Source organism: Cryobacterium sp. AP23 (genome assembly GCF_054075385.1).
Map to the genome: position 1 here is coordinate 2343803 of NZ_CM133415.1, position 26152 is coordinate 2369954.

Sequence of the window (26152 nt, forward strand, 5' to 3'; positions counted from 1 at the left end):
GGAGTCCTTGTGACCTCACTATTTCCTGGTTTGATGCCGGAGTGGGACCCTGGGACGCCTGAACCTACAAACCGGCCCCAGGCTGGGAGCGGGCGAGGAGCGCACTGGTATGCGCGCCGACTCCGCGGCGCAGCACCTCGGCGAGGTTGTCCACGGTGTCGACGTCGCGGCGGATCGAGGCCGTTGCCGGGAGGTGGAGCGGCACGTGCCCGGCGGCTTCGTGGGCGGCACGGGAGCCCGGGCCGAAGCGGGGAACGAGGGGAATGCCGGCGCGGGCGAGCAGCGTGGTGGTGCCGGTGCCTTCCTCGTCGGCGACCATCGCGCGGTCGTGCTCGGATGCGGCGGTGAGGGCCGCGTTGACGTCGCTGGTCGTGAGGGCGGGCAGGTCCCCGGTGAGCACGGCGACGTGGCAGAGCGGGTACTGCTCGTGAGCCATCCGGACGCCCTGGGTGATGGCCTCATTGAGCGGGTCGCGAGGGGCCGCCAGCGCCCCCGCCGGGACATCCGACGGGTGTGCTGGCCGCACCTCGGGCACGATCTGGGCGCCCAGGGCAGCCAGCGGTGCGGCGGCGGCCGGGTCGGCCGTCACGACGAGCACCCGCTCGACACTGCCGGCCGCGAGCAGCGCGGCCACGGTGTCGAGCGCGAACGCCTCGGCCAGCTGGCCGCGCGCGGGAAACGGCTCCGGCAGGTCGCCCAGCCGGCTCTTGGCTCCCGCGCTGCCCTTGACGGGCACCACGCACACCCAACTCACGCGGATGCGGTCCCGCGAGTTGCCACGTCGGGCCCATTGCGGCGCTCGGAGGGGGCGCCAACTGGCAACTCGGCGGCCGGAATCCCGCGAGATGCCACGTCGGGCCCATTGCGGCGCTCGGAGCGGGCGCCAACTGTCAACTCACCACCGGCGCCGGGAGCGTCCGTCCCGCGAGTTGCCGCAGAATCCCCCTTGGCGGCCGCGGAAGGGGCATTTTGCGGCAAGTCGGCAGCAGGATTCTCGCGAGTTGCCGCAATATCCCCCTTGGCGGGAGCTGAAGGGGCACTTTCCGGCACGTCGGCGGGCGCTGATACGTCTTCAGCCGCCCTGATCGTTCCCACGGCATCAGCGGGCGCGGGCGCACGCGCTTCACCCATGTCAGCCTGCGCGACGGATGCCGCAGCGCCCGCCCCCGCCAGCCCAGCCGCCGCCAGCCCGGCCGCATACCCCTCGGCGTACGCCTCCGCACTGCCCACCCGGAACATGTCGTTCGCGCTGTCGCGCAACAGGCGCCGGGCACCGCGGTCCCCCGCGTCGATCGCTCCGACCAGCTGCCCCATGCCGCGCAGTACGGCGACCGGGTTACCGCTCGTCTTGCCCTTGATCAGGTCGGTCGCGCCGGCGATCTCGTCGGCGACGGCGGCGACCGTGACGTCGAGGCGCCGGCCGTGCGCATCCATGCTGCCGCGCAGGTCGTCGAGCACGGCCACCCCGGCGGCGCCGATGGCGATGTCGGTCTGGCCGTCCCGCCACGGGCGGCCGACGGTGTCGGTGATCAGCACGCCGAGGCTCAGTCCGGTGGCGGCGCGCAAGGACGCACAGAGGGCGCGGGCGGAGGCATCCGGGTCGATCGGCAACAGCAGCACCGTGCCGTCGGCCACGTTGCTGGCGTCCACGCCGGCGGCGGCCATCACGAGCCCCTGCCGGTTCTCGACGATGCGGGTGACCCCGCCGGGATGCGGCCGGGTGGCCACGACCCGCACGGTTTCGTCGGTGATCGCTTGCTCCCGGTCGGCCGCCGCCACCTGGCGACCCTCGGCCTTGGACACGATCTTGCTGGTCACGGCCAGGATGTCACCATCGGCCAGGTTGGCTCCGGCGGCGGCCAGGATGATCGCCGCCAAGTCGTCGCCGGCCCGGATCTCGCCGATCCCGGGCAGCACGAACACCTCGAGCCGGGGGTGTGTTCCGTCAGCCGCGGATGGCATCGCTACCGGGCGAGCTTCGGCAGCACGTCGCGGCCGAAGACGTCGATCCACTGGCGCTGGTTGCGGCCCACGTTGTGCAGGTAGATCTTGTCGAAGCCGAGGTCGACGAACTTCTGGATGTAGGCGCGGTGGTCGTCGGGGTCGGCGGAGATGATCATCCGGCCCTCGAAGTCCTCGGGACGCACGAGCTTGGCCATCTGTTCGAACTCGAACGGCGAACGGATGTCGCCCTTGGGGAACTTCATGCCACCGTTGGGCCACTCGTGCAGCGCGTTGGCCATGGCCTCTTCGTCGGTCTCGGCCCAGCTCATGTGCAGCTGCAGCACCTTGGGCATCGTCGACGGGTCCTTGCCGGCTTCGCGGGCGCCGTCGTCGAACTTGCCGAACAGCATGGAGATCTTCTCCAGCGGGGCGCCGACCGTGATGAGGCCGTCGGCGTGCCGGCCGGCGCGCTTGGCGGTGACCGGGCCGGCGGTGGCGACGAGGATCTCGGGCGCGACCTCCGGCATGGTCCACAGCCGGGTGGACTCGAGCTTGAAGAACTGGCCGGAGTGCTTGACGTCCTTGCCCGCGATGGACGCGGTGAACAGCTTGGAGATGATCTCGATGGCCTCGAACATGCGGTTGATGCGCTCGGGCGCCTCCGGCCAGTAGCCGCCGACGATGTGCTCGTTCAGCGCCTCGCCGGAGCCCAGGCCCAACCAGTGCCGGCCGGGGTACATCGAGGCGAGCGTGGCGGATGCCTGCGCCACCATCGCGGGGTGCCAGCGGAAGGTGGGTGCGGTGACGCCGGGGCCCATGTCGCCCTTGGTGCGTTCACCGATTGCGGCGAGCACGCTCCACACGAACGACGATTCGCCCTGCGCGGGCACCCAGGGCTGGAAGTGGTCCGCCGCCATCACGCCGGAGAAGCCGTGCTCCTCCGCGTACGCCGACAGGGCCACCGCCTCGGCGGGGGCGAACTGTTCCAACATGGCCGCGTAACCGATCTGCAATTCAGACATGTAGCCATCCTGCCACTCACGTGTGTCGGCGAGGTTTCTCACCGGGCCGGGGCAAATAGGCTGGAGGCATGCGCATTGCCACCTGGAACGTCAACTCCATCCGTGCCCGCGTCGATCGGACGGTCGACTGGATGGTGCGGGAGGACATCGACGTGCTCGCCATGCAGGAGATCAAGTGCAAACCCGAGCAGTTCCCGGCCCAGGCCTTCGAGGACGCCGGCTACGAGCTCGCCATCCACGGGCTCAGCCAGTGGAACGGCGTCGCCTTCGCCAGCCGCCACGAGATGACGGATGTCGTCACCGCGTTCCCCGAGATGCCCGGCTTCCTCAAGGGCGAAGAGGGCCCGGGCCTGCCGCTGGAGGCCCGCGCCCTGGGCGTGACGGTGAACGACATGCGGCTGTGGAGCCTCTACGTGCCCAACGGTCGCTCGCTCGACGACCCGCACTACGTTTACAAGCTCGACTGGCTGGCCCGGCTGAAGACCCACGCCGCCGACGAGCTGGCCCGCAACCCGAAGCTCGCGATGGCGCTGATGGGCGACTGGAACGTGGCCCCGCTCGACTCCGATGTGGGCGACCCCACCCTGGTGCCCGGCGTCTCCACCCACATCTCACCCCAGGAGCGCAGCGCGTTCGAGGCGTTCGAGACCGCGGGCTTCACCGACGTGGTGCGCCCGATCGTGCCGGACGGCTTCACCTACTGGGACTACAAGCAGCTGCGGTTCCCGCGCAACGAGGGCCTGCGCATCGACTTCATCCTCGGCTCACCCGCGTTCGGCGAGCTTGTCACGGATGCGAGCATCCACCGCAACGAGCGCAAGGGCGACGCCCCGAGCGACCACGTGCCCGTGGTGGTGGACATCCAGGGCGACGACGAGGACGACGACCGCCCGATGATTTTCTAGCGGTCCCTCCCGCCCCCGGCGGGAGCCCGCAGGCCGTCGAGCACGATGGCGAGCAGATGGCGGGAACGTTCGTCCCACTCGGACTCCGCCAGGCGGGTGAGGAAACCGATCAGAGTAATCACGTCCTGGGCATCGACATCTGCGCGAATGACGCCGGCGGCGCGGCCGGCATCGAGCAGCAGAGTGAGCGCTTCTCCGATCGGGCCGAGACTGTGCGCGCTGAGGTCCTTCCACACCGAGGCCTCGACGGCCGCGAAAACTCCGCGTTTGACGCGGGCATAGTCGGCGACGCGGTCAAACCAGAGAACGAGCGCATCGAGCGGCGCTTCTGTCTGGAGGAGTGTGCCGGCCAGGGCAACGAGCTCGTCGACATCGTGCCGGTACACCTCGACAAGCAGGTCGGCGCGAGTCGGAAAATGCCGGTAGAGGGTGCCCTGGCCCACGCCGGCCTGCTGGGCGATCGCGTTCAGCCGCAACTCGCCGTCTGGCCCGGCCGCCGCAATCGCGTCGCGGGCCGCCTCGACAATGCGAGCGCGGTTGTTTCGAGCGTCTGCCCGGGGCGTTGAAGGATTCATTGGCTTCCACGGAGACATCGGTTGCTTAAACGGACACGTGTCCGTATCGTTAAGCAAAGCGGACACGTGTCCACTCTAACGAAACGATCGATTGGCTACGAGAATGAACGACATAACCGGCACGGTAGTTGCCATCACGGGAGCAAGCAGCGGCATCGGCGAAGCGACGGCCCGATTGCTTGCGGAGCGCGGTGCCCTCGTAGCGCTCGGGGCGCGTCGTACCGACCGGCTGGACAGCCTCGCGGCGGAGATTGTCGCGGCGGGCGGGCGGGCCATCGCGTGCGATGTCGACGTCGCGTCAGCATCCACGGTCGTGGACTTCGTCGCTCGCACCGTCGCTTCGTTCGGCCGCTTGGATGTCTTCGTCGGAAACGCCGGGGTTTCATCTTTGTCCCCGATCAGTGAACTCGATACGGCCGGCTGGTCGTCGATGATCGACGTGAACCTCCGCGGCGTATTGAACGGCATCGCTGCGGCAATGCCGGTTTTCCAGGCGCAGGGACGCGGACATTTCGTGACCACGGTATCGACGTCGGGAATCAAGATCGTGCCGACGCAGGCCGTCTATGCGGCCACGAAGAACGCCGTCAGGACCCTGATGGAAGGCCTGCGGCAAGAGTCGACGGATGGAGTCCTGCGCACGACCTCGATCTCCCCCGGCTACGTGCAAACGGAACTCGTCGACGCCATCGCGGACGTCCGGATCCGAGAGGCCGCGCAGGCGTCGATGGCGACCATGGGCATCCCCGCCGCAGCCGTCGCCCGGGCGATCGCGTTCGCGATCGAACAGCCCCACGACGTCGAAATCGGCGACCTGACGATCAGGCCGACGCGTCAGGGCTGAGGCTCGACCTGTGGGAGCGGCGTCGCCCATACTGGACGCATGTCTCCTGCTGCATCCGGGAACGACGCGGCGCCACAAGCAGCCGCGGACGTACCCGTCACCGTCTCCATCCGCCGTCGCGTCGACCCGGACCGGTTCGACGAGGCCACCCACTGGGTGCAGACCGGGATGGACCTCGCCAACGAGTACCCGGGCTTCCTCGGCTCCGGCTGGGTGCGCGCGCACGCCGGCTCCGGGCACTGGCACATGCTCTACAAGTTCAAGGATGCCGCCTCCCTGGAGGCGTGGGAGAACTCGATCGCCCGCACCAGCTGGCTGCTCGAGGGTGAGGGCCTGGTGCTCGAGTCCCATGTGGTGCGGCGCACCGGCATCGAGGGCTGGTTCGACGAGTCGCAGGCCAACGCGGGACCGACCGCGCCGGTCCAGCCGCCGCGGTGGAAGCAGGCCGTGGCCATCGGGCTGGGCTTCTTCCCGTTGAACGTGCTGTTCACCTACCTGGTCACCGGCGTGGACCCGCACTGGAATGACATCCCGACCGTGTTGCGCATCCTGTTGACCACCTGCGTGATGGCGCCCACGATGACCTACCTGGTGATGCCGTTCATCACCCGCCGGCTGCGACCCTGGCTGCAGAAGGCGCCGAAGACGAAGGCCTGATCCGGTCCCGGACCGGCTCAGGCGAGCAGCGCCGCCACGATCACCAAGGCGGGGACCGCGCCGATCGTGGTGACCAGCACGGTGTCCCGCGTCACCACCACCCCACGGTCGTAGCGGGAGGCGAAGTTGAAGATGTTCTGCGCCGTCGGCAGCGCGCTCACCGTGACCACGGCGAACAGCTCTGCGCCGTCGAGCCCGAACCCGAAACGACCGATCAGGTAGGCGATCACGGGCATCAGCGCCACCTTGATCGCCGCGGCGACGGCCACCTGCTTGCGTCCGGAGCCGGCCTGCAGCAGGCGTTGGCCGTGCAGCGACATGCCGAACGACATCAGAACCAGCGGGATCGCGGCGCCGCCGATGATGTCCAGCGGCGCGATCACCGCGTCGGGCACCGGGATGCCCAGAGCCGCGACGGTCACGCCGAGGATGGACGCGATGATCATCGGGTTGCGCAGCGGCTGGGTGAGGATGCTGCGCACCGAGACCCGCCCGCGCGTGGACGCGTCGAGGATGCCCAGGGTGATCGGTGCGAAAACCAGCAGCTGCAGCAACAGCACCGGGGCCACGTACTGGGCGCTGCCGAGCACGTAGATGGCCACCGGCAGGCCGATGTTGTTCGCGTTCACGTAGGTGGCGCTGGTGGCGCCGAGCACCGTCTCCGGGAGCGGGTTTCGGAAGAAAATCCTGTCCAGCACGATATACAGCACCATGCCAGCGGCAACGCTGCAGAGCACCGTGGCGAGGAACGCGGAGAACAGCACGTGCACATCCGCGTGCGAGAGCACGGTGAACAGCAGCGCCGGGGTTGCCACGAAGAAGGCGATCCGGTTGAGCACCCGGCCGGCGCTCTCGCCGGCCACGCCGGAGCGCTCGACGACGTAGCCCACCAGGATCACAAACCCGATGATCGAGAACCCGACCAGAACACCGCCCATCCTTCGAGCCTAGGGCCACCATCCGGCCGACCTTGCCGTCGGTTACGGCGGTGGCCCCGGCCCGCGCGGTGGGCGCGTTAACGCACGAGCTCCTCGGCCGACGAGCCCGAAATACCGGACTCGGTCTCCAGGAGGACCTCGTCCACGCCGTGGTGCGCCTTCGGGTTGCGCACGAAGATCGCCGCGGCGATGGCGATCACGATGGCCACACAACCGGCCGCGATGAACGCGCTCGACAGGCCGCCAGTGAAGGCATCCCTGGCCAGTGCCGTGGTCTGGGCGTCGAGCCCGGTGGGGATGATGCCCTGGGCCACCGCTTCCATGCCGGCGAAGCTCGTGCCGCCGAGGCCGGTCGCGGTTCCTGCGGAGACGATGGCCGCCAGCACTGCCGTGCCGAGCGCCCCACCGAGTTGCAGCGACGTGGCCTGCAGGCCGCCGGCGACCCCGGCGAGCTGCACGGGTGCGCTGCCGACGATGGCCTCGGCACCCGAGGTCATCACCATACCGACGCCAAGCGCGAGCACGACGAAGGGGACGGCCATAGCGATGTACGGCGAATCGATGCTGATCGGGGTGAGGCCGAACAGGGCACCACCGACCAGCACGAGGCCGAGCGACATGGTGACGCGGATGCCGAACCTGCTCACCATGGCCGCGCCGATGGGCGAGGCGATGATCGACACCGCGCTCAGCGGCAACAGCATGACGCCGGTGGCGATCCCGGCCTCGCCGCGGAAGTTGAGCAGGAACAGCGAGAGGAAGAACGTCACCCCGAACAGGGCGAAGAAGTTGGCCGCGACGGCCAGCGCACCCACGGTGATGGTGGGGTTGCGGAACAGTGCCATCGGCAGGAGCGGAGCCTTCACCCGGTTCTCCACGAGCACGAAGGCCACGATCAGGAGGAGCCCGCCGGCCAGGACGCCGAGCGTGAGCGGGCTGGTCCAGCCCCACGACTCAGACTGGACCACGGCCAGGACCACGGCGAACAGGCCGAGGGCCAGCAGCACCACGCCCAGGATGTCGAACCGGGCCTGGGTGGCGGCGGCGCTTTCCTTGAGCACCACGCCACCGAGGATGAGGCCGATCACGGCGATGGGCGCGTTGATGTAGAAGACCCATTCCCAGCCGACGGTGCCGACCAGCGCGCCGCCCACGATGGGTCCGGCGGCGATGGCGACGGATGACGCGCCGCCCCAGATGCCGATGGCCATGCCGAACTTCTCCCGCGGGAAGGTTGCCCGCAACAGGGCGAGGGTTTGCGGCATCAACAACGCCGCGCTCAGTCCCTGCAACGCCCGGAAGGCGATGACGCCCTCGGTCGTGCCGACGAGGCCGATGGCGACCGAGGTGACGGCGAAGGCCGCGACGCCGATGAGGTACATCTTCTTGCGGCCGAACCGGTCGCCGAGCTTGCCACCGAGGATGAGGAACACGGCCAGGGCGAGCAGGTAGGAGTTGGTGATCCACTGCAGCTCGGTGAACGAGGTGCCGAGGGCGTCGGAGATGGCGGGGTTCGCGACGGACACGACCGTGCCGTCGAGGCCGACCATGAACAGGCCGAAGCAGACCGCGGCCAGGGACAGGCCGGCGTTGCCGCGGACCGATGTGCGGCCGCGGGACGGCCGGGGAGCCGAGCGGGTGGAGGTGGATGTGGACATGGTGGTGCTCCAAACGGTGGTGCGGGTGGGAAGTTTGCGTGCGTCGGCGCGCAACGGAAGCCCCCGGGCGGGCGGAGGCGTGCGGGGACGAGGTTCGGCGGGGTGGGCCGGTTAGCCGGGGCCGGCCGGCGGGCCCGGGGTGCGGGTACCGATTTGTTGCGGTGCCAGCACGGGCACCAGCCAGTCGCGCACAATGCCGTGCAGTTCGTCGGCGGAGACGAGGTCACCACGGGCGAGCGCCCGGTCCACGATCAACGACAGGATCACCCGGCCGGCGAGGGTGGTGTTCACCGCGGCATCGATCCGGCCGGCCAGCTGCAATTCGTCGAGGGCCGCACTGACCGCGCGGTACTGCGGGCCGGCGAGGTAGTTTTCCACCGCCGCCATGATCTCGGGTTCGGACCGGCCGGCGGCGTCGAGGGCCAGGACCAGCTGGCCGAAGCGCCCGATGGTGAGGCCGTGCACCGCATGCACGATCGCGGTCACCGTTTCGGTGAGGGTGTGGGAGTCGTCGAGCACCGGGATGGCCACAGGCCCGAGCTGGGCCGCGACGGCCACGACGAGGGCGGTCTTGGTGGGCCAGCTCTTGTAGATGGTGGCCTTGGAGGAGTGCGCCCTGGCGGCGACCGCGTCTACCGTCAACGCCGGGTAGCCCACCTCGGCGAGGAGGTCCGTGGTGGCCTGCAGAACGGCATCCGCGCGCTCGGAACTGCGCTTGCTCATCTCCCCGGCCATACCTGTACTCTACAGTACACTTAGGGTCTTCGTAAGCCCGGCCGATTGACCGGCTCTTTCGCCGGGCGGCACCCCTCCCGTACGCTCGATGTATGCCTCACCTCGACGTTCCGGGCGCGAGCCTGTACTACGAAGCCCACGGCCACGTGTCGCAACCGGCGCTGCTGCTCATTCATGCCGGCATCGCGAACCTGCGCATGTGGGATCCGCAGATCCCGGCGCTGACCCGGGAGCACTACGTCATCCGGTTCGACACGCGCGGGTTCGGCCAGACCAGCACCGAGGACGTCGAGTTCTCCAACCGGGCGGATGCCCTCGCCCTGCTGGACCACCTCGGCGTCGCCCGGGCGACGGTGATCGGCTGTTCCCGCGGCGGCACGATCGCCATCGACCTGGCCGTGGAGAGCCCGGACCGGGTGGCCGGGCTGGTCACCATCGGGTCGGGCCCGAGCGGGTTCCCCGACACCGAACTGACCGAGCTGGAAGACGCCAGGTTCGACGAGATCGACCAGGCGTTCGCCGCCCAGGACTGGCACCGGCTGGCCCGCCTCGAGGCCGCGATCTGGGACTTCGGGCCGCTGCGCCGCGAGGAAGACCTCGACCCCGAGTTCGTCTCCGCCGCTTACGCCCTCAACCGGGTGAATGTCGTGCACGCCGAGGAGAATCCGGTCTCGGTCCCGCTCGAGCCACCCGCCTACGACCGGGTCGTCGACATCGAGGTGCCCTGCCTCATCACCGTGGGCGAGTACGACATGTCGGAGGTCCTGGCGGCCTACGAGTACCTGTTGGCCGCCCTGCCCGACGCGAGCGGATGCGTGTTCCGTGACACCGCGCACCTGCCGAACGTGGAACGCCCCGCCGATGTGGAACGGGTGCTGCTCGGCTGGCTCAACGAGAACGGGTTGTAAGCCTCCCGAAAGCGCCCCTTGCCCCCTGTGGGCAACTCGCTCGGCGCCCCCGGTGCACCCACTAACCTGTGGGGGCCGCACCATTCATCAGGGGGATTGATGTCACCGAGCAGCTCGATTCGCGATTTCGCGCAGTACGCGGGGCGCTTTCTCTGGCCACGCAGCACGGCAGACCTCACCAGCACCGCGCACTGCCCGGCCTGCCGGACCCCGCTGCCGTCCCCGGTCTGCCCGTCCTGCGGGCTCGACCTGCGCCATCCGGCCGCACGCGACCTGCTCGCCGCGTCGACGGAAGCCGCCGCGGCGCTCGAGAGGCGCGTGCAGTTGATCGGCCAGATCCGCCACGAGGTGGCCGAAGCTGAGTCCAACGCCTTGGCCGAGGCACAGCAACGTGCCCGCGAGCAGGTTGCGGCGCGCGCCGAGCTGACCGAGCGGAATGCCGCGGCCGCCCGCGAGGCCGGCGCCCGGCTCGCCGCCGAACAGGCCGCTGCCCAGGCTGCCGCACACGCCGCTGCCCAGGTCGCAGCCGAGACTGCCGCCCAGTCCCAGGCCGCTCTCGCGTCCGCGCCGCCCGCCTCCCCCACGATTGCCGCCCCCGCCCCCGCCGGGCCGGACCGCCCCGCCGCCCCCGACCTGCCACCGTTCGCCGCGCCCGGATACCGCCCGCCGGTCTCCGCTGCCCCGGCGTCTGTGCCCGACTCGCCTGCCGCCTCCCCTGCCGACTCCCCGGCCGACGCCCCGGCCGCCGAGCACCCGCAGCCGGCCCCGGCCGGCCCGCTCGCCGCGGCCGCCCCGCCGCGCGCGGCCACCCCGCCGCCGGCGGGCGCGTCCGACGGACCGCCCCCGCACAAGCGTTCCAGTGTGCAGATCGTGCTGCTGCTCGTCGGCGTCACGCTGGTGTCGGTCGCGGCGATCTTCTTCCTCACCGTCGCGTTCATCGTCACCGGCCTCGCGTTCCGCGCCAGCGTCGTCGCCGTACTCACCCTCGGCACGCTGGTGACGGCGGCGCTGCTGCGGCGCAAACACCTCGTCGCCACGGCGGAGGGCATCGGCGCGCTCGCCGTGGTCTTCGTGCTCCTCGACGCCTGGGCGATGCGGCGGCTCAACCTGTTCGGCTTCGGTGACGGCGACGCACTCCTCTATTGGGGCGCCGCCCTCCTCGTGTGCACGGTCCTGTTCCTCGGCTGGCACGCGCTCTCGTCCCTGCGGGTGGCCAGCGTGGCCGGGTTCGCCGCCGTCGCGCCGGCCGTCGGGCTGCTCGCCGCCGGGTTCGCGGCCGACGCCGCCCCGCTCACCCGGCTGTTCCTGGCCGCGCTCGGCGCCGCCGCCGGCGCCCTGCTGCACCGGTTCACCGTGCCCGGATCGGCCGGGTTCTGGCCGTCACTCGACCGTCGTGCCGAGCGGATCGCCCTGCTCGCCGTCGCCGGCCTCGCCCTGCTGGCCGCGACGGGCCTGGCCGGCGCCGTGCAGCCCGGCTCGACCTGGGCCCCCCTGCTGACCTTCGGCGTCGTCGCCCTCGTCGCGACCGCGCACGCCCTGACCGTGCTGCTGCCGGCCCGACCGGATGCCTCCTCCCGGGTGGCGGCGCACGCATCCGTCGCGCTGGCCGCGCTGGCCGGCGTGCTCGGCGTGACGGTGTGCACCTGGCGCACCGAGAGCGTCGACCTGATGGTGTCGGTGCCGCTGCTGGTGGCCGCCACGATCACGCTGGGCTTCGAACTCGCCTGGCGCCGCCGGGCGGTCGGCCCCGTCCGTGGACCCCTCCTCACCGGAACCATCACCGCCGGGTGCCTCCTCGCCCTGGCCGGTTTCGTGGCGCTGGCCACCGCGGCGATCCCGTTGTTGCGATCCCTGATCGCCGGCTACGCCGACCCGATCGCACGGGTCACCAGCGAGTCCACCTCGGCGCTGGCCGCGTTGGCCGGGGTCGCCGTCCTGGTGGCGGGATTCTGGAGGGCCGGCGGGGTCCTCGGTGCCCGCCGCCCGCTGCTCGCCTGGTTCGGCGCCGTCGTCCTCCTGCTCGCCGTGCCCTTCACGCAGTGGCTGTGGCTGATCGTGCCGCTCTACCTGGTGCTGGGCGCCCTCGCCCTTGCCGCCCTGTTCCTGGCCCGCAGCAGCCGGCCGCGGCTCCGCACGTTCCGGCCGCAGCTGGTGATGGTCTTCGTCGCCGCCGAAGCGATCGGCTACCTCATCAGCTGGACCGACAGCTCGATCTGGTGGCTCGGCAGTCTCTCCGCGGTAGCGGCGCTCGTCGTCGCCCGGTACCTCCTCGACCGCCAGGCGCGCGCCGCCGGCCGGGGCGCCCTGCTCTCCGGCGCGATCCTGCTCACCCTGATCGGGGTCGCAGCCGCACCACCCGCGCTCACCCTCGCCGCGCCGCCCACCGGCGCCGTGCTCCTGCTGCACTCGGTGCTGGCCGTCGCGGTCAGCACGGGAGTGCTGCAGCTGCTCGTCGCGCTGGGCCGGGTCGCCCGGTTCACCGACACCGAACGCCGCTGGGCGTACTGGACCCTGCTCGCACCCACCCTGTATCTCATCGCGGCACCCACCGGCCGCCTCATCGACGCGCTGCCCGCAGCCGCACGCGCCACCATCGCGCCCCTCGCGCCCACCCTGGGCATCCTCGCCACGGTCCTCGTCGTGGCGGCGACCCTGCTCTGGGCGCTGCGGCAGACGCCCGGGCTGCGCGCAGAGCGGTTCACCGCCGCGCTCCTGGTCGCGCCGGCTCTGCTGGCGCTGGCCACCAACCTCGTGCTCGTCACGGATGCGCCCGCCGCTCTCACGCGGCTCACCGCGCCGACCGCCACCCTGCTCACGGTCGCCCTCGCCCTGGTCCTGCGCGTGACCGGACGCTCCTCCCGCGCGGGCCTGGGCCTGGAGGTCGGCGCGGCGGTCGTGCTCGCGACGGCGTTCCTGCCCCTGGACCACCTCGAGCTCGGCTGGCTGGCCCTGCTGCTCACCGGCGTCGCGGTCCTGTTCACCGCGGTCGACGCCGACGGCCTATTCTCCTCCCGCTCCTGGCGTCGCCACCTCGGCTGGCTCTCGCTCGTGCTGGCCACGGCCGGGCTCTGGTGGGGCCTCGGCGACAGCGGCACCACCCCGATCGAGGCCTATGTGCTCCCGGTCGCCGGAACCGTGCTGGCCGTGGCCGCGCTGCTTTGGCGGTACGGCCGGGTCGACCGCGCGGTCGCGGCCAGCCCGGGAGCGGCGCTGCTCACCTTCGCCGGCCTCGGCCTGGCCCTGCTTCCCCTCGCGCTGACCGGGCAGACCGGTTCGGCGCTGCGCCCGATCCTCGTTGGTGCGGCCGCAGCCGTGCTGCTCATCGGTGCGGCGCTGGTGCGCTGGACCGCCCCGCGCTGGGCCTTCCTCGCCGCGGCCGGCCTGGCCGGCGCATCCGCTGTGCTGGTCACCGCCGTCGCGCGCTCGATCCGCACGATCACCGCCGTCGGGCCCGCCGGGCCGGTGCTGGAGGCATGGCTGCTGCCGGCCACGGCGCTCCTCATCGTCGCGGCGGTCCTGCTCGTACGGCCAGTCCATGTCACGTCACCGCTGGTACGGCACCGGGCCAGCCTCGTGATGGTGCTGGTGGCCCTGGCCACCCTCACTACCCTGGAGGCGGCCGCCTTCGACTCCTCCCGCCTCGGCGCTGCGCGGCCCATCGCGCTGGTGCTTCTCCTCGGCATCCTGCACGTGCTCGCGCTGCGGCGACCCCGGGTTCCGTTCGGCACCGTCACGGCCTGGTTCAGCATCGCACTGGCCGGCGCGGCCGCCGTCTCGGCGATCCTCGTGGACGCCGTCGACCCGTTCGAGGTCGTCGTCGTCCCCGTCGGCCTGGCCCTGGTCGCCGGCCAGCTGCTGCTCAACCGGCCCTGGTCCTCCGGGGCGGGCACCTCCGCACCGGCCGCGCACTACTGGATCGGCCTCGGACTCACCCTCACCCTGCTGCCCAGCGCCGCCGTCGCGGCCCGCTCCGCCGACACCACCCTGGGCGGCACCGGCCTCACCGACGACGCGGTCCGGCAGCTCCTCACCCTCGCCCTCGGCGGTCTGCTCGCCGTCGGCGGGGCGTTGCTGCTCCCCCGCCCGCGCTGGAGCCTGGTCGCGTGGCCCGGCGTGCTGGTGGGATCCGCGACGATCGTCGTGACCGCGACCGGGCGCATCCAGGCCCTGCTGGCCACCGGTTTCGACGGACCGGACTGGCGGCTCGAGGCCTGGCTGGTTCCGGCTGCCCTGCTCCTCATCGTCGCGGGCGGCCTCGTCATCCGGGCCTTCCCGGTCCTGCCCGTTGACGTTGCGCGCGCGCCGTCGGCTGCGCAAACGAGTGCGCCGGCGGATGCGCAAGCCACGTCTGCACAGGCCGTTGCCGCCGGCCCCACCCCGCCCCGCGCCCTCGGCTACGGCCTCGTCGTCCTGGCCCTGCTGGGCATCCTCGTCGCGGAGACGACCGCGCTGACCTACCTGCCGTACGCGGCCGGCCGGGCCCTCGCGCTGATCGGACTCTTCGCCGCCCTGCACGTGATCCTGCGCTGGGCCGACCGGAGCCGCGCCGGCAGCCTGCTGGCCTGGTTCACGATCGCCGCCGGTGTGCTCGCACTGGTCACCGGCGCCGGCCGGGACCTCATCGACCCGATCGAGTGGGGCACCGTGCCGCTCGGCCTCTCCCTCGTGCTCGGCCAGCTGGTCGCGGCCCGCCTGCTCGGCCGGTCGGACCACCCCGCCCCCGGGGCGGCACCGCTGCCGCTGCAGGTCTGGCTCGGCACGGGCCTGGCCCTCGCGCTGCTGCCCAGCGTCGCCGTGGGCTGGGACGGCGACCTGCTCCGTCCGGTGCTCACCCTCGCCGCCGGTGGCGTGCTCGCCGTGGGTGGCGCGCTGCTGATGAACCGGCCGCGCTGGAACGTCCTGGCCTGGCCGGGAACGGTCGTGGGAGCGGCGGCCGTGCTGCTCACCGCGGGCGGGCGCATCCAACCGCTGCTCGCCGGCACGCCGGCCGGCCCGGACGGGCGCCTCGAGGCCTGGCTGGTGCCGGCGGCGCTCCTGCTCATCGCCGCCGGTGCCCTGGTCATCGCCGGCAGCCCCGCGCCCGCCCCGAGCGCGGTCCGCCTGCCCGCCGGTCCCGCGCAACGCCCGACGGATGTCGGTGAGCCGCGCCGGTTGCTCGGTTACGGCCTCGTCGTCCTCGCCCTGTTCGGGATCCTCGCGGCGGAAGTCGCGGCCCTGCCGTACGCACCGTACGGCGACGCCCGGATGATCGGATTGGTGGTGCTCTTCGCCGTTCTGCACGTGGCCGTGCGCTGGATCGACCGCAGTAACGCCGGCACGGTGCTCGCCTGGTTCGCCATTGCCGCCGGGCTCGTGGCCCTGCTGCAGGGCTGGACCCTGGGCCTGCCCGACCCGCTCGAACTCGGCACCATCCCGCTCGGACTCTCCCTGGTCGCCGGCCAGCTGATCGTGCTCGGCCTGCTCGGTCACCGGCCGGGCCCGGGCAGGGATGGTGGCGCGCCGTCCCCCTCCCGGCTCGCCGTGCAGACCTGGCTGGCCGTGGGACTCGCGGTGGCCGTGCTGCCCAGCGTCATCGAGGGCGCCGACGGCACGCTGCTGCGGCCGGTTCTCGGCCTGGCCGTCGGCGGCGCGCTCGGCATCCTGGGTGCCTGGCTACTGACCCGCTCGCGGTGGAGCATCCTCGCCTGGCCGGCCTGCGTGGTGGGCGTCGTGGCCGTGCTGGCCAGCGCCGCGCTGCAGATCGTGCCGCTCTACCGCGGGCCGTCCGGCCCCAGCGGGGAACTCGAGGCGTGGCTGATCCCGGCCGCGCTGCTGCTGGTGGCCACCGGGGCGTGCCTGGTCTGGACCACCTGGGTGGCCGCATCCGCGACGACGGGTTCGCCCGTGCTCGTGACCGGCGCCAGCGACCCGGCCGACCCGCGGGTCGCCGGCCCGACCGGCCCCTTTCGAACGGTGTGGGCCGGATACGGGCTCGTCATGGCCGCCCTGGCCGGGGTGGTGCTCGCCGAGTTGCCGGCCCTGGATTACGCTCCGCTGGCCATGCTCCGGGTGGTCCTGGTGGTGTGGCTGTTCTCGGCCCTGTACCTGGGCGTGTTCTGGGCCGACGAGAGCCGGCTCGGGCGCCTCGTCGCGTGGGTGGCCCTCGCTGGCGCCGGGGTCTCGGTCGTCGCCGGGTGGACCCAGGGCGTTCCGGACCCGGTCGAGATCGCCACCATCCCGCTGGCCCTCGCCCTCGTGGCGAGCGGGCTGCTGCACCTGGACCGCACCCCCGCCGCGCGCAGCTGGATCACCCTGGCCCCCGGCCTGCTGGTGCTGCTGCTGCCGTCGTTGTTCCTCGACCTCACCTACAGCCCGCTCTGGCGGGTCGTGGGCCTGGGCGTGCTCACGGTCGCGGTGCTGGTGCTCGGCACCGTACGCCGGCTGCAGGCGCCGTTCCTCATCGGCGCCGTTGTGCTGCTGGTGCACGCACTGGCCCAGCTCTGGCCGTGGATCTCGCTGGCCTACGGCGTGGTGCCGTGGTGGCTGTGGCTGGGCATCGGCGGCGTGCTCCTGATCGTGCTCGCTGCCCGGTACGAGCAGCGCATCCAGAACCTCAAGACGGTGGCGCTGAAGGTCTCCGCCCTCCGGTAGGCGGCACGTAAAGGCGGAGATCCTCGGCCGCGGTCGGTGTGTCGTGACCGCTGCGACGGCGCGCCCCGAGTTTCTCCGCCTTGAGGTACGAGCGGATGCAGGACTACTGCTCGCCGAGTTCGGCGACCTGCTCCCGGTATTGCTCGGCGGTGAGCTCGCCGCGGGCGTACCGATCGTCGAGGATGCGCCGGGCGTCGCTGCGGCGGGGACCGATCGAATTGTTCGAATCGTTGCGGAACACCCGCACCGTCCACACGATGAGCACGACGACGGCGGCCAGGGAAAGCAGCCCGTACAGCCAGAGCCAGCCCGGATTCATTCCGTATCCCCACATCATTGTCGACTCCTGTTCTTCGTTCCGCCCAGGGATGGACGGCACGCTCCACGCTAGTCCCGATTCCTTGCAGGGTACCCCTAGGGGGTATACGTTGGAGGCATGGAACACGATGGCACGCACGACACCAGCCGCAGCACGATGGCCCACGATGAAATGGGACACGGCACGAGGGGGCACGGCACGATGGCCCACGATGAAATGGGACACGGCGCGATGGGGCACGCCGGCCACGGCGACCATGTCGGCCAGTTCCGCCGGCTGTTCTGGCTGATGCTCTTGCTGGCCGTGCCGGTCGTGGGATTCAGCGGCATGTTCGCGTCGCTGCTCGGCTATGACCTGCCCGACGCCGCGTGGGCCGCCTGGGTCTCCCCGGTGCTCGGTACCGTGATGTACGGCTGGGGCGGCCGGCCGTTCCTCACCGGCGCGATCACCGAGCTCAAGACCCGCTCCCCCGGCATGATGCTGCTGATCGCCCTGGCCATCACGGTGGCGTTCCTCGCCTCCTGGGGCGCGAGCCTCGGCATCCTGAGCATGGAACTCGACTTCTGGTGGGAGCTGGCGCTGCTGATCGTGATCATGCTGCTCGGGCACTGGATCGAGATGCGCTCGCTCGCCCAATCTGCGTCCGCGCTGGAGTCGCTGGCGGCGCTGCTGCCCGACACCGCCGAGCGGGTGGATGCCGGCGAGGTCACCCGTGTGGCGCCGGCCGAGCTGCGGGTGGGCGACCTGGTGGTCGTGCGGCCCGGCGGCCGGATCCCCGCGGACGGCCGGGTCACCGAGGGGACCGCGCAGGTGGACGAGTCGATGATCACCGGCGAGTCCCGGCCCGTGAGCCGGGGTCCCGGCGCCCCGGTGGTGGCCGGAACCGTTGCCACCGACACCGCCCTGCGGCTGCGGGTGACCGCGGTCGGCGATGACACCGCGCTCGCGGGCATCCGCCGGCTCGTCGCCGAGGCCCAGGGGTCGTCGTCGCGGGCGCAGCGCCTGGCCGATAGGGCCGCGGGCTGGCTGTTCTGGTTTGCGCTCGGCGTGGGCGTGATCACCGCGATCGCCTGGAGCCTGCTCGGCAGCCCGGAGGACGCCGTGGTGCGCACCATCACCGTGCTCGTCATCGCCTGCCCGCACGCCCTGGGCCTGGCGATCCCGCTCGTGGTGTCGATCGCGACCGAACGCGCCGCCCGCGGCGGGGTGCTCGTCACCGACCGGCTCGCGCTGGAGACCATGCGCAGCATCGACACCGTGGTGTTCGACAAGACCGGCACCCTCACCCGGGGCGAGCCGGTCGTGGGCCACCTGCACGCCACCGCCGGCCACACCGACGCCGAGGTGCTGGCGCTGGCCGCCGCGGTCGAGGCCGACAGCGAACATCCGCTGGCCAGGGCCATCGTCGCGGCAGCGCGCGAGCGGGCCGTCGCTGTTCCCGCGGCCACCGGGTTCCAGGCCGCGACGGCGGTGGGCGTGACCGCCACGGTCGCCGGCCGGGACGTCGCGGTGGGCGGCCCGAGCCTGCTCGACCGGCACGACGCCGCGCCGCTTGAGGCCACTACAGCGTGGGCGGATGCGGGCGACATCGTGCTGCACGTGCTGCAGGGCGGCCGGGTGATCGGCGCGATCGGCCTCGCCGACGCCGTGCGCCCCGAGTCCCGGGAGGCGGTGGACGCCCTGCACGCGCTGGGCGTGTCGGTGGTGATGATCACCGGCGACGCCGAGGCGGTGGCCCGTTCGGTGGCAGCCCAGCTCGGCATCGACCGGGTCTTCGCCGGCGTGCACCCCGAGAACAAGGCCGAGGCCGTGTCGGGCCTGCAGCGGGAGGGCCACCGGGTGGCAATGGTCGGTGACGGCGTCAACGACGCGCCGGCCCTGGCCCAGGCCAACGTGGGCATCGCCATCGGCGCCGGCACGGATGTGGCGATCGCCTCCGCCGGGGTGATCCTGGCCAGTGACGACCCGCGCTCGGTGCTCTCGGTGATCGAGCTCTCCCGGGCCGGCTACCGCAAGATGACGCAGAACCTGTGGTGGGCCGCCGGCTACAACCTGCTCGCCGTGCCGCTGGCCGCCGGGGTGCTCGCCCCGGTCGGCTTCGTGCTGCCGATGGAGGTGGGTGCGCTGCTGATGTCCGCGTCCACCGTGGTGGTGGCCCTGAACGCGCAGCTGCTTCGCCGCCTCGACCTGCGCCCGGGTTCGAGTACCGCCCGGGTGCTCGGCGCCGGCTACCCGGCTGCCGACGGCTGAACCTTCGAGAAAGGAGCCCCGCGGTCAGCCAACACGACTAGCCTGCAGGGATGGCTGCAATTCGAACGTCCGCCACCCCCCGCCCCATTGAGCTGTACTGTCCCGGCGCCGACGACTGGGCCGGACTGCGCGACGTGCGACTCCGGTCGATCGCGAACTTCCCGCTGGGCTTCTTCGAATCGTTCGCCGCCGCCCTCGCCCTCACCGAATCGGACTGGCGGCGCCGCGGCGCCCGGAACGCCGAACCCACCAGCTACCAGGTCGTGGCCCGCCTACCCGGCGAGCAGTGGATCGGCACAATGGCCGCCTTCACCTCGGCCGGGTCTCCCCAACACGAGTCCCACGGACCGGTGAGCGCCGGCGGTCCCGTCCAGGCGAACCTGGTCGGCGTGTGGACCGACCCCTCCTATCGGGGCCGCGCGGGCGTGGCCACCCAGCTGCTCGGTGCCGTGCGGGCGTGGGCCACCGGCGAGCAGCACCTCGACAAGCTGCACCTGCACGTGCACGAAGGCAACCACCGCGCCATCCGCTTCTACGAGAAGAACGGCGCCGTGGCCACCGGCGAGTACATCGCCGACCCCCGCCGACCGTCGGAGCGGCACCTCGAGATGGTCCTGGCCACTCACGCCTGAGATGGACCTGCTTCTCGAATTCTGGCAACGCGTTTCGGCGCGGAACGCCCCGCTTCCGCCGCTGACGGCCTGGCTGACCATTGTGGCGGCGGTCGCGCTGGTGGCCCTGCCGCCGGCCTGGACGCTGACCCGGCACGGCATCACCATCGTGCACGAGGGCGGACACGGCCTGGTGGCGGCGCTCAGCGGCCGGCGGCTGCAGGGCATCCGGCTGCACTCCGACACGTCGGGCCTCACCGTCAGCCGGGGCAAACCGCGCGGGCTGGGCATGGTGCTCACGCTGTTAGCCGGCTACATCGCGCCGGCCGCGCTCGGGCTCGGGGCCGCGTGGCTGCTCAGCCGGGGCCACGACATCGGGCTGCTCTGGGCGCTGCTCGCGGCCTTGGCGCTGCTGCTCGTGCAGATTCGCAACTGGTTCGGGCTCTGGTCGATCGCCGTGACCGGCGCCCTGGTCTTCGGGGTGACCTGGTTCGGCTCCCCCACCGTGCAGAGCGTGTTCGCGCTGCTGGTGACGGCGTTCCTGCTGGTCGGGGCGCTGCGCACGGTCGTGGAGCTGCAGGTCACCCGGTCGCGCCGCGGCGGCCGAGCCTCCGACGCCGACCAGCTGGCCCGGCTCACACACCTGCCCGGGCTGTTCTGGGTGGTCGTCTTCCTCGCCGCCTCCGGTGCTTGCCTCCTGGGCGCCGCACGGCTGCTCGGCCTCATCTAGCCGGGCCGGGCCGCCCGCGAGTTGCCGGAAAGTGCCCCTTCAGCGCGCTCGAAGGGGCATTTTGTGGCAAGTCACCGCGCAGGCTCCTCGCGAGTTGCCGGAAACTGCCCCTTCAGGGCGCCGGAAGGGGCACAATGCGGCAACTCGCTGCGGGCGGCCGGATGCTCCGCGGCTAGAAGACGGTGACGCCGAGCAGCGTGCCGACCAGCCAGGTCACGGCGAGGGCGGCGGCACCGCCGAGCACCACGCGCACGGTGGCGCGCAGGATGCGGCTGCCGCCGAGGCCGGCACCGAGGGCCCCGGTGGCGGCGAGGGCCAGCAGCACGGCCAGGAAGGTGACGGGCACGCGGATGGCGTCCGGCGGCAGCAGGATGGCCAGCAGCGGCAGGATCGCACCGAGCGTGAACGCGAGCGCGGATGCCCCGGCGGCGTGCCACGGGTTGGCCACGTCCTCTTCGGCGATGTTCAGCTCGATCGAGAGGTGCGCCTTGAGGGCGTCCTTCTCGGTGAGTTCGACCGCCACCTGCCGCGCCGTGGCCGGGGCCAGGCCGCGCTCTTCGTACAGGCGGGTGAGAACGTCGAGTTCACCGGCGGGATCGTCCCGGAGCTCGGCCTTCTGCGTCTCGATCATCGCGCGCTGGCTGTCGCTCTGGCTGCTGACCGAGACGTATTCCCCGAGCGCCATGGAGATGGCGCCACCGACGAGGCCGGCCGCTCCGGCTGCCACGATGGCGGGGGTGGATCCGCCGGCGCCGGCGACGCCGACCACGATGGCCGCAACGGAGACGATGCCGTCGTTGGCGCCGAGCACCCCGGCCCGCAGCCAGTTGAGCCGGGTCGCCAGGCTGGTCGAGAGCGCCGTGGGCGTGGTGGCGGCGCCGGTCGCGGCATCCGCCGGTCGGGTGGCGGACCCGAAGAAGGGGGTCGAGAGGATGGCCATAGAGTCACAATAGGCACCAGCGCCAGGGCTCCGCTAGCGTGGAAAGCCTTGCCTAATCTGCCTGATCAGAGCATGGAAAGGCTAACCTAATCCGCCGCGTCGAAGGCTTACGCGGCGAGTTGCCCCGCTGCGGACGAGTTGCCCCGCCCTACCGGGGCAAGTGGACCGCAGGTGGGCAACTCGCGGCGACGGGACCCCGCGCGGACGGGTCAGCGACGACCGATGAAGGTGTCCATCGAGTTGTAGACCCCGAAGACCCGGCCGGCCACGGCATCCCAGGCGGCCAGCGGCAGCACGCCGCGCAGCTTTTTGGAGAAGCCGACGGTCCACGGCATGAGCAGCTGGGGCCGACCGGCGAGCATGGCCCGCCAGACCTTGTCGACCACGTACTCCGGCGTCATCACGGGTGTGAGCAGCGGCCCGCGGGCGCCGTCGAACATACCGGTGGAGATGTAGCTGGGCGCGATGGTGCTCACCCGCACCTGGTCGAAGCCCTGCTGCTCGAGCTCGAGGCGCAGCGAGTCGCTCCAGGCGATCACGGCAGCCTTCGATGCGGCGTACACGCTCATCCGCGGGTTGGAGAGCATGCCGGCGGCGGACGCGATGTTGACGATGCGGGACTCGCGGTAGGGGTTGCGCATCATGGCGGGCAGGAACTCGCGGGTGATGTACATCGGGGCGAGGGCGTTGACCTGCATGATGGGGCGGGTGTCGTCGCCGTTGTCGTGCTCCCAGAAGAACGAGCCGCGCACGATGCCGGCGTTGTTGATCACGATGTCGGGGTTGCCCACCTCGGTGCGCACCCGCTGCGCGGTCTGCGCGATCGCCCCGAGGTCGGAGATGTCGACCACATACGGGGCGATCTGGGTCACACCGTTGGAGCGCTCGGTGAGGATCGCGGCGGTACTGGAGAGACTGGCGGCGTCGCGGTCCCAGAGGATCACGGCCGCCGCACCCTCGGCGACGGCGCGCTCGGCGTAGAGGCGGCCCATGCCCATGGCGGCGCCGGTGATCAGCACGCGGGCTCCGGAAACGGTTCGTGTCATGGGTCAATCATCCCAAGTCCCGGCTGGGAAGGGTCACAGCACACGGTTCGGACCGAGGGATGCCGATACACCACCGGGTGTCGGCCCGCACCTGACCTGCGGCGCGTATGGCCAATTGCTACGTTGCGTTTCATCGCGGGGTGCGCCCCCGGGAGGGTCTGGGTAGCGTCGAGGAAACGCCTCCCGACTACCCGATCGGCCATCATGTCCGCCAGCCCTGCCCCGCGCACCGCCGCCCGCCCGGCCGCGACCCCCGGTAGCGCCGCACGGTCGGTGCCCGCCGGCGCCCCGGCCGGAACCGATGCGGCCTTCGCCGTGGAGTTCACCGGGCTGGGCCGCACCTTCGCGCCGACCGCCGGCGGCCGGCAGGCACGTGGAGGCCGCTCCACCGACGCCACCGCGACAGCGTCCATCGCTGTCGCCCGTCCGGTACTTCGCGACGTCTCGCTCACCGTGCGACCCGGCGAGGTCCTCGCGATCCTCGGCACGAGCGGATGCGGCAAGTCGACCCTGTTGCGGATCGCGGGCGGCCTGGATTCCCCCAGCGCCGGCTCGGTCACGATCGACGGCTCGGCCGTCACCGGCTTCGACACCCGCTGCGCGGTCGGCTTCCAGGAACCCCGGTTGCTGCCCTGGCGCACCGTGGCCGACAACGTGGCCCTCGGCCTGCCGCGCGGCACCGCCCGCGAGGCCGGGCGCGCCCGTGTCGCCGAGCTGCTCGACCTCGTGGGGCTCACCGCCTTCGCCGGGCACCGGCCGTCAGCGATCTCCGGCGGTATGGCCCAGCGCACCTCCCTGGCGCGTGCCCTGGCCCGCAACCCCGGTGTGCTCCTGCTCGACGAACCGTTCGGCGCACTCGACGCGCTCACCCGGCTCAAGATGCAGGACCTGCTGCTCGACGTGCACGCCGCCGCCCCCACCACGGTGTTGCTCGTCACCCACGACGTCGACGAGGCGCTGCAGCTGGCCGACCGCATCATCCTGCTCGGCCAGAAACCGGCCCCGACGGCCGGCGGCGGCCGTGCCCCCGGCGCCACCATTGTGCAAGAGATCACCGTGCCCGGATCCCGGCCCCGCGACCGCGGGTCCGCCGAACTCGCCGAACTGCGCGGGCGCCTGCTCGCGGGCCTCGGCATCGACCGGCACGGCGATGCCCGCGGCGTGGCCGCGAGCACCAGCATCCCGCACTTCCCTTACTGACCCCTGATCCGCTGCTCGCCCGAATTCGCACAGCCCGATCGTGCGCCGGTTCCACCGCCACACCGCACCACATCCACAGCATGGATTCGCTTCACCTCCCGCAGCATCCCGCACCCAACGAGAGACTCGCCATGAAGAATCGCTTCACCGCCACCGCCCTGGTCGCCTCCACCGCGACCGCCGCCCTGCTCCTCACCGGCTGCGTCGCCGGCGAGAACCAGCCCGCCGCGGATGCCGCCGCCGACACCGAGGACTCCACCGGTGTCGTCACCGAGGGCGGCACCCTCAACATCGACTTCGCCACCTACAACCCGCTCAGCCTGGTCATCAAGGACCAGGGCTGGCTCGAAGAAGCCCTCGCCGACCAGGACATCACGGTGAACTGGGTGCAGTCGGCCGGCTCGAACAAGGCGAACGAGGCGTTGCGCGCCAACGCCATCGACGTGGGCTCGACGGCCGGCTCGGCCGCGCTGCTGGCCCGCTCGAACGGCTCGCCCATCCAGGTCATCGACATCTACTCGCAGCCGGAATGGGCCGCCCTCGTTGTTCCCGAAGGGTCCGACATCACGTCGGTCGAAGACCTCAAGGGCAAGCAGATCGCCGCGACCAAGGGCACCGACCCGTACTTCTTCCTGCTGCAGTCACTCAAAGAAGCGGGCCTCAGCCAGGAGGACGTCACCGTGCAGAACCTGCAGCACGCCGACGGCTGGGCCGCGCTGCAGAACGGCTCCGTTGACGCGTGGGCCGGCCTCGACCCGATCATGGGCGGCGCGGAGGCCGCCGGCGCCGAGCTGGTCTACCGCAACGTCGACTTCAACAGCTACGGCTTCCTCAACGCCACCGAGTCGTTCATCGCCGAGAAGCCGGATGTGGCACAGACCGTCGTCGACGTCTACGAGCACGCCCGTGCGTGGGCGCTCGAAAACGAAGAGGACACCGCGGCCATCCTGGCCGAGGTTGCCGCCATCGACCCCGCCGTCGCCACGACGGTGATCACCGAGCGCACCAACCTCGACGTCGACAACGTTCCCGGCGACGCGCAGCTCGACGTGCTCACCACCATCGGCCCGGTGTTCGTCGAGACCGGCGACGTGCTCGAGCAGAGCCAGGTCGACGACGCCCTCGACACCATCATCAACGACACCTTCGCCACGAACGCCGACCCGACGATCGTCGAGTAGCCCAGCGGATGCCGGGGCGGGCGCAGTCGCGCCGCCCCGGCCATCCGCCGCTCGTTCCACCCGCACTACCGCGGCACCGCCCGCCGCTCGCCCGCACGAAAGGACAGCCGATGACCGAGACCCTCGCCCCGAGCACGGCGCCCGCCGTGCGCCGCTCGTTCACGTCGCGCCGCGGGGTACGCATCGCCGGCGGCCTGCTGTTGCCCGCGCTGATCCTCCTGGCCTGGCAGCTGAGCAGCAGCCTGGGCCTGGTGACCGTGTCCCAGCTGCCGCCACCGGCATCCGTCTGGGTCGCTGCGGTCGACCTGTTCGAACGCGGCCAGCTCACCCTGTACGTGGCGATTTCCACCCAGCGGGTGTTGATCGGCTTCGCCATCGGCGCCGCCCTGGGGCTGGCCACCGGCGCACTCGTCGGGCTCTCCCGCGCCGCCGATATCTTCTTCGCGCCCACCCTCGGCGCCATCCGCGCGGTACCGTCGCTTGCCTGGGTTCCGCTGCTCATTATCTGGCTCAAGATCGGCGAAGAGTCCAAGATCACGCTCATCGCCATCGGCGCGTTCTTCCCCGTCTACACGACGGTCGCGCAGGCGCTCCGGCACGTGGACAAGCAGCTGGTGGAAGCCGGGCGCGCGTTCGGCCTACGAGGCGTGCAGCTGTTCGGCGCGGTGCAGCTGCCGGCCGTCATCCCCTCGGTCATTTCCGGGCTGCGTCTCGCGCTCGCCCAGGCGTGGCTGTTCCTGGTGGCAGCGGAGTTGATCGCCGCCTCGATGGGCCTCGGCTTCCTGCTCTCGGACTCGGGCAACAACGGCCGGGTGGACCGCATCCTGCTGGCAATCATCCTGCTCGCCCTGCTCGGCAAGTTCACCGACGCGATCCTCGGCGTCTTCGAAAAGTGGGCCATCACGAAGTGGGCCTGACCGGCCTGCCGACGCAGGTTGTTCCTCGCGGCTCGGGTCAATGCTCGCGGCACGCGAAAGCGCTCGCGGCACGCGAAAAAGCGCCGCATATCGCGAGCGGCGACGTTTTTCGCACGCCACCACTAAAAAAGGGGCGCGCACA

The 26152-nt window shown here is 71.6% G+C and carries 20 protein-coding genes and 1 pseudogene; 11 read left to right on the plus strand and 10 right to left on the minus strand.

The window, feature by feature from the left end:
* Positions 1-64: 64 nt before the first annotated feature.
* The 3 genes and pseudogenes from cofC to ACU5E9_RS11070 all read right to left on the minus strand — a co-directional run bounded on the left by cofC (position 65) and on the right by ACU5E9_RS11070 (position 2966).
* Positions 65-739, minus strand: a complete 675-nt coding sequence (gene cofC, locus ACU5E9_RS11060) for a 2-phospho-L-lactate guanylyltransferase (RefSeq protein ID WP_456809964.1) — start codon at positions 737-739, stop codon at positions 65-67.
* A gap of 443 nt (positions 740-1182) precedes the next feature.
* Positions 1183-1962, minus strand: a pseudogene (locus tag ACU5E9_RS11065) (coenzyme F420-0:L-glutamate ligase); the annotation flags it as partial.
* 2 nt (positions 1963-1964) lie between these two features.
* Positions 1965-2966, minus strand: a complete 1002-nt coding sequence (locus tag ACU5E9_RS11070; RefSeq protein ID WP_088457473.1) for a TIGR03557 family F420-dependent LLM class oxidoreductase — start codon at positions 2964-2966, stop codon at positions 1965-1967.
* A gap of 68 nt (positions 2967-3034) precedes the next feature.
* Here ACU5E9_RS11070 and ACU5E9_RS11075 point away from each other — a divergent pair, with 68 nt between their 5' ends.
* Positions 3035-3871, plus strand: coding sequence for an exodeoxyribonuclease III (locus ACU5E9_RS11075; RefSeq protein ID WP_456809965.1), 837 nt, complete (start codon positions 3035-3037; stop codon positions 3869-3871).
* Here ACU5E9_RS11075 and ACU5E9_RS11080 read toward each other — a convergent pair.
* Positions 3868-4512: a TetR/AcrR family transcriptional regulator gene (locus tag ACU5E9_RS11080; RefSeq protein WP_456809966.1), complete on the minus strand. Its 645-nt coding sequence runs from the start codon at positions 4510-4512 to the stop codon at positions 3868-3870. The genes ACU5E9_RS11075 and ACU5E9_RS11080 overlap by 4 nt on opposite strands.
* 37 nt (positions 4513-4549) lie before the next feature.
* Between ACU5E9_RS11080 and ACU5E9_RS11085 the strand changes: the two genes are divergently transcribed.
* Positions 4550-5290 (plus strand): SDR family oxidoreductase, encoded by a 741-nt coding sequence (locus tag ACU5E9_RS11085; protein ID WP_456809967.1) that lies wholly within the window; start codon positions 4550-4552, stop codon positions 5288-5290.
* A 39-nt stretch (positions 5291-5329) separates the two neighbouring features.
* Positions 5330-5947 (plus strand): antibiotic biosynthesis monooxygenase, encoded by a 618-nt coding sequence (locus tag ACU5E9_RS11090; protein ID WP_456809968.1) that lies wholly within the window; start codon positions 5330-5332, stop codon positions 5945-5947.
* Between the two features lie 17 nt (positions 5948-5964).
* Here ACU5E9_RS11090 and ACU5E9_RS11095 read toward each other — a convergent pair whose 3' ends face one another.
* From ACU5E9_RS11095 to ACU5E9_RS11105, 3 genes are all read right to left on the minus strand, one after another.
* A complete protein-coding gene (locus ACU5E9_RS11095; RefSeq protein ID WP_456809969.1) occupies positions 5965-6885 on the minus strand; it encodes an AEC family transporter in 921 nt (306 codons plus the stop codon).
* A gap of 77 nt (positions 6886-6962) precedes the next feature.
* Positions 6963-8543 carry an MFS transporter gene (locus ACU5E9_RS11100; protein WP_456809970.1) on the minus strand — a complete coding sequence of 527 codons (1581 nt, stop codon included), beginning with the start codon at positions 8541-8543 and terminating at the stop codon, positions 6963-6965.
* 111 nt (positions 8544-8654) lie between these two features.
* Positions 8655-9278, minus strand: a complete 624-nt coding sequence (locus ACU5E9_RS11105) for a TetR/AcrR family transcriptional regulator (protein WP_456809971.1) — start codon at positions 9276-9278, stop codon at positions 8655-8657.
* A 92-nt stretch (positions 9279-9370) separates the two neighbouring features.
* Between ACU5E9_RS11105 and ACU5E9_RS11110 the strand changes: the two genes are divergently transcribed.
* Complete coding sequence (locus tag ACU5E9_RS11110) at positions 9371-10186, plus strand: alpha/beta fold hydrolase (RefSeq protein WP_456809972.1); 816 nt, start codon at positions 9371-9373, stop codon at positions 10184-10186.
* A 99-nt stretch (positions 10187-10285) separates the two neighbouring features.
* A complete protein-coding gene (locus tag ACU5E9_RS11115; protein ID WP_456809973.1) occupies positions 10286-16816 on the plus strand; it encodes an SCO7613 C-terminal domain-containing membrane protein in 6531 nt (2176 codons plus the stop codon).
* A gap of 103 nt (positions 16817-16919) precedes the next feature.
* Here ACU5E9_RS11115 and ACU5E9_RS11120 read toward each other — a convergent pair whose 3' ends face one another.
* The gene (locus ACU5E9_RS11120) at positions 16920-17153 is read right to left on the minus strand and encodes an SHOCT domain-containing protein (RefSeq protein WP_456809974.1); all 234 of its coding nucleotides are present in this window, start codon (positions 17151-17153) and stop codon (positions 16920-16922) included.
* 99 nt (positions 17154-17252) lie between these two features.
* Between ACU5E9_RS11120 and ACU5E9_RS11125 the strand changes: the two genes are divergently transcribed.
* The 3 genes from ACU5E9_RS11125 to ACU5E9_RS11135 are packed head-to-tail and all read left to right on the plus strand — an operon-like array spanning position 17253 to position 20726.
* The gene (locus ACU5E9_RS11125; protein ID WP_456809975.1) at positions 17253-19385 is read left to right on the plus strand and encodes a heavy metal translocating P-type ATPase; all 2133 of its coding nucleotides are present in this window, start codon (positions 17253-17255) and stop codon (positions 19383-19385) included.
* 50 nt (positions 19386-19435) lie between these two features.
* Positions 19436-20017 (plus strand): GNAT family N-acetyltransferase, encoded by a 582-nt coding sequence (locus ACU5E9_RS11130; protein WP_456809976.1) that lies wholly within the window; start codon positions 19436-19438, stop codon positions 20015-20017.
* A gap of 1 nt (position 20018) precedes the next feature.
* Positions 20019-20726 carry a M50 family metallopeptidase gene (locus tag ACU5E9_RS11135; RefSeq protein ID WP_456809977.1) on the plus strand — a complete coding sequence of 236 codons (708 nt, stop codon included), beginning with the start codon at positions 20019-20021 and terminating at the stop codon, positions 20724-20726.
* Between the two features lie 172 nt (positions 20727-20898).
* On the opposite strand, the gene ACU5E9_RS11140 is transcribed toward ACU5E9_RS11135, so the two are convergent.
* Both ACU5E9_RS11140 and ACU5E9_RS11145 read right to left on the minus strand, forming a co-directional pair.
* A complete protein-coding gene (locus tag ACU5E9_RS11140; protein WP_456809978.1) occupies positions 20899-21666 on the minus strand; it encodes a VIT1/CCC1 transporter family protein in 768 nt (255 codons plus the stop codon).
* 209 nt (positions 21667-21875) lie between these two features.
* The gene (locus ACU5E9_RS11145; protein WP_456809979.1) at positions 21876-22712 is read right to left on the minus strand and encodes an SDR family oxidoreductase; all 837 of its coding nucleotides are present in this window, start codon (positions 22710-22712) and stop codon (positions 21876-21878) included.
* A gap of 204 nt (positions 22713-22916) precedes the next feature.
* Here ACU5E9_RS11145 and ACU5E9_RS11150 point away from each other — a divergent pair, with 204 nt between their 5' ends.
* The 3 genes from ACU5E9_RS11150 (at position 22917) to ACU5E9_RS11160 (ending at position 26010) form a co-directional block, all read left to right on the plus strand.
* The gene (locus tag ACU5E9_RS11150) at positions 22917-23912 is read left to right on the plus strand and encodes an ABC transporter ATP-binding protein (RefSeq protein WP_456809980.1); all 996 of its coding nucleotides are present in this window, start codon (positions 22917-22919) and stop codon (positions 23910-23912) included.
* A 131-nt stretch (positions 23913-24043) separates the two neighbouring features.
* Positions 24044-25093: an aliphatic sulfonate ABC transporter substrate-binding protein gene (locus ACU5E9_RS11155; RefSeq protein WP_456809981.1), complete on the plus strand. Its 1050-nt coding sequence runs from the start codon at positions 24044-24046 to the stop codon at positions 25091-25093.
* Positions 25094-25203: 110 nt separating this feature from the next.
* A complete protein-coding gene (locus ACU5E9_RS11160; RefSeq protein ID WP_456809982.1) occupies positions 25204-26010 on the plus strand; it encodes an ABC transporter permease in 807 nt (268 codons plus the stop codon).
* Positions 26011-26152: the final 142 nt, after the last annotated feature.

Excerpts from the sequence above, each read along its gene's own strand:
- ACU5E9_RS11110 (WP_456809972.1), top strand. The coding sequence starts at position 9,371 with ATGCCTCACCTCGACGTTCCGGGCGCGAGCCTGTACTACGAAGCCCAC.
- ACU5E9_RS11140 (WP_456809978.1), bottom strand. The coding sequence starts at position 21,666 with ATGGCCATCCTCTCGACCCCCTTCTTCGGGTCCGCCACCCGACCGGCG.
- ACU5E9_RS11120 (WP_456809974.1), bottom strand. The coding sequence starts at position 17,153 with ATGATGTGGGGATACGGAATGAATCCGGGCTGGCTCTGGCTGTACGGG.
- ACU5E9_RS11125 (WP_456809975.1), top strand. The coding sequence starts at position 17,253 with ATGGAACACGATGGCACGCACGACACCAGCCGCAGCACGATGGCCCAC.
- ACU5E9_RS11135 (WP_456809977.1), top strand. The coding sequence starts at position 20,019 with ATGGACCTGCTTCTCGAATTCTGGCAACGCGTTTCGGCGCGGAACGCC.
- ACU5E9_RS11100 (WP_456809970.1), bottom strand. The coding sequence starts at position 8,543 with ATGTCCACATCCACCTCCACCCGCTCGGCTCCCCGGCCGTCCCGCGGC.
- ACU5E9_RS11155 (WP_456809981.1), top strand. The coding sequence starts at position 24,044 with ATGAAGAATCGCTTCACCGCCACCGCCCTGGTCGCCTCCACCGCGACC.
- ACU5E9_RS11145 (WP_456809979.1), bottom strand. The coding sequence starts at position 22,712 with ATGACACGAACCGTTTCCGGAGCCCGCGTGCTGATCACCGGCGCCGCC.
- ACU5E9_RS11070 (WP_088457473.1), bottom strand. The coding sequence starts at position 2,966 with ATGTCTGAATTGCAGATCGGTTACGCGGCCATGTTGGAACAGTTCGCC.
- ACU5E9_RS11085 (WP_456809967.1), top strand. The coding sequence starts at position 4,550 with ATGAACGACATAACCGGCACGGTAGTTGCCATCACGGGAGCAAGCAGC.
- ACU5E9_RS11090 (WP_456809968.1), top strand. The coding sequence starts at position 5,330 with ATGTCTCCTGCTGCATCCGGGAACGACGCGGCGCCACAAGCAGCCGCG.
- ACU5E9_RS11160 (WP_456809982.1), top strand. The coding sequence starts at position 25,204 with ATGACCGAGACCCTCGCCCCGAGCACGGCGCCCGCCGTGCGCCGCTCG.
- ACU5E9_RS11150 (WP_456809980.1), top strand. The coding sequence starts at position 22,917 with ATGTCCGCCAGCCCTGCCCCGCGCACCGCCGCCCGCCCGGCCGCGACC.
- ACU5E9_RS11115 (WP_456809973.1), top strand. The coding sequence starts at position 10,286 with ATGTCACCGAGCAGCTCGATTCGCGATTTCGCGCAGTACGCGGGGCGC.
- ACU5E9_RS11105 (WP_456809971.1), bottom strand. The coding sequence starts at position 9,278 with ATGGCCGGGGAGATGAGCAAGCGCAGTTCCGAGCGCGCGGATGCCGTT.
- ACU5E9_RS11095 (WP_456809969.1), bottom strand. The coding sequence starts at position 6,885 with ATGGGCGGTGTTCTGGTCGGGTTCTCGATCATCGGGTTTGTGATCCTG.
- ACU5E9_RS11130 (WP_456809976.1), top strand. The coding sequence starts at position 19,436 with ATGGCTGCAATTCGAACGTCCGCCACCCCCCGCCCCATTGAGCTGTAC.
- ACU5E9_RS11075 (WP_456809965.1), top strand. The coding sequence starts at position 3,035 with ATGCGCATTGCCACCTGGAACGTCAACTCCATCCGTGCCCGCGTCGAT.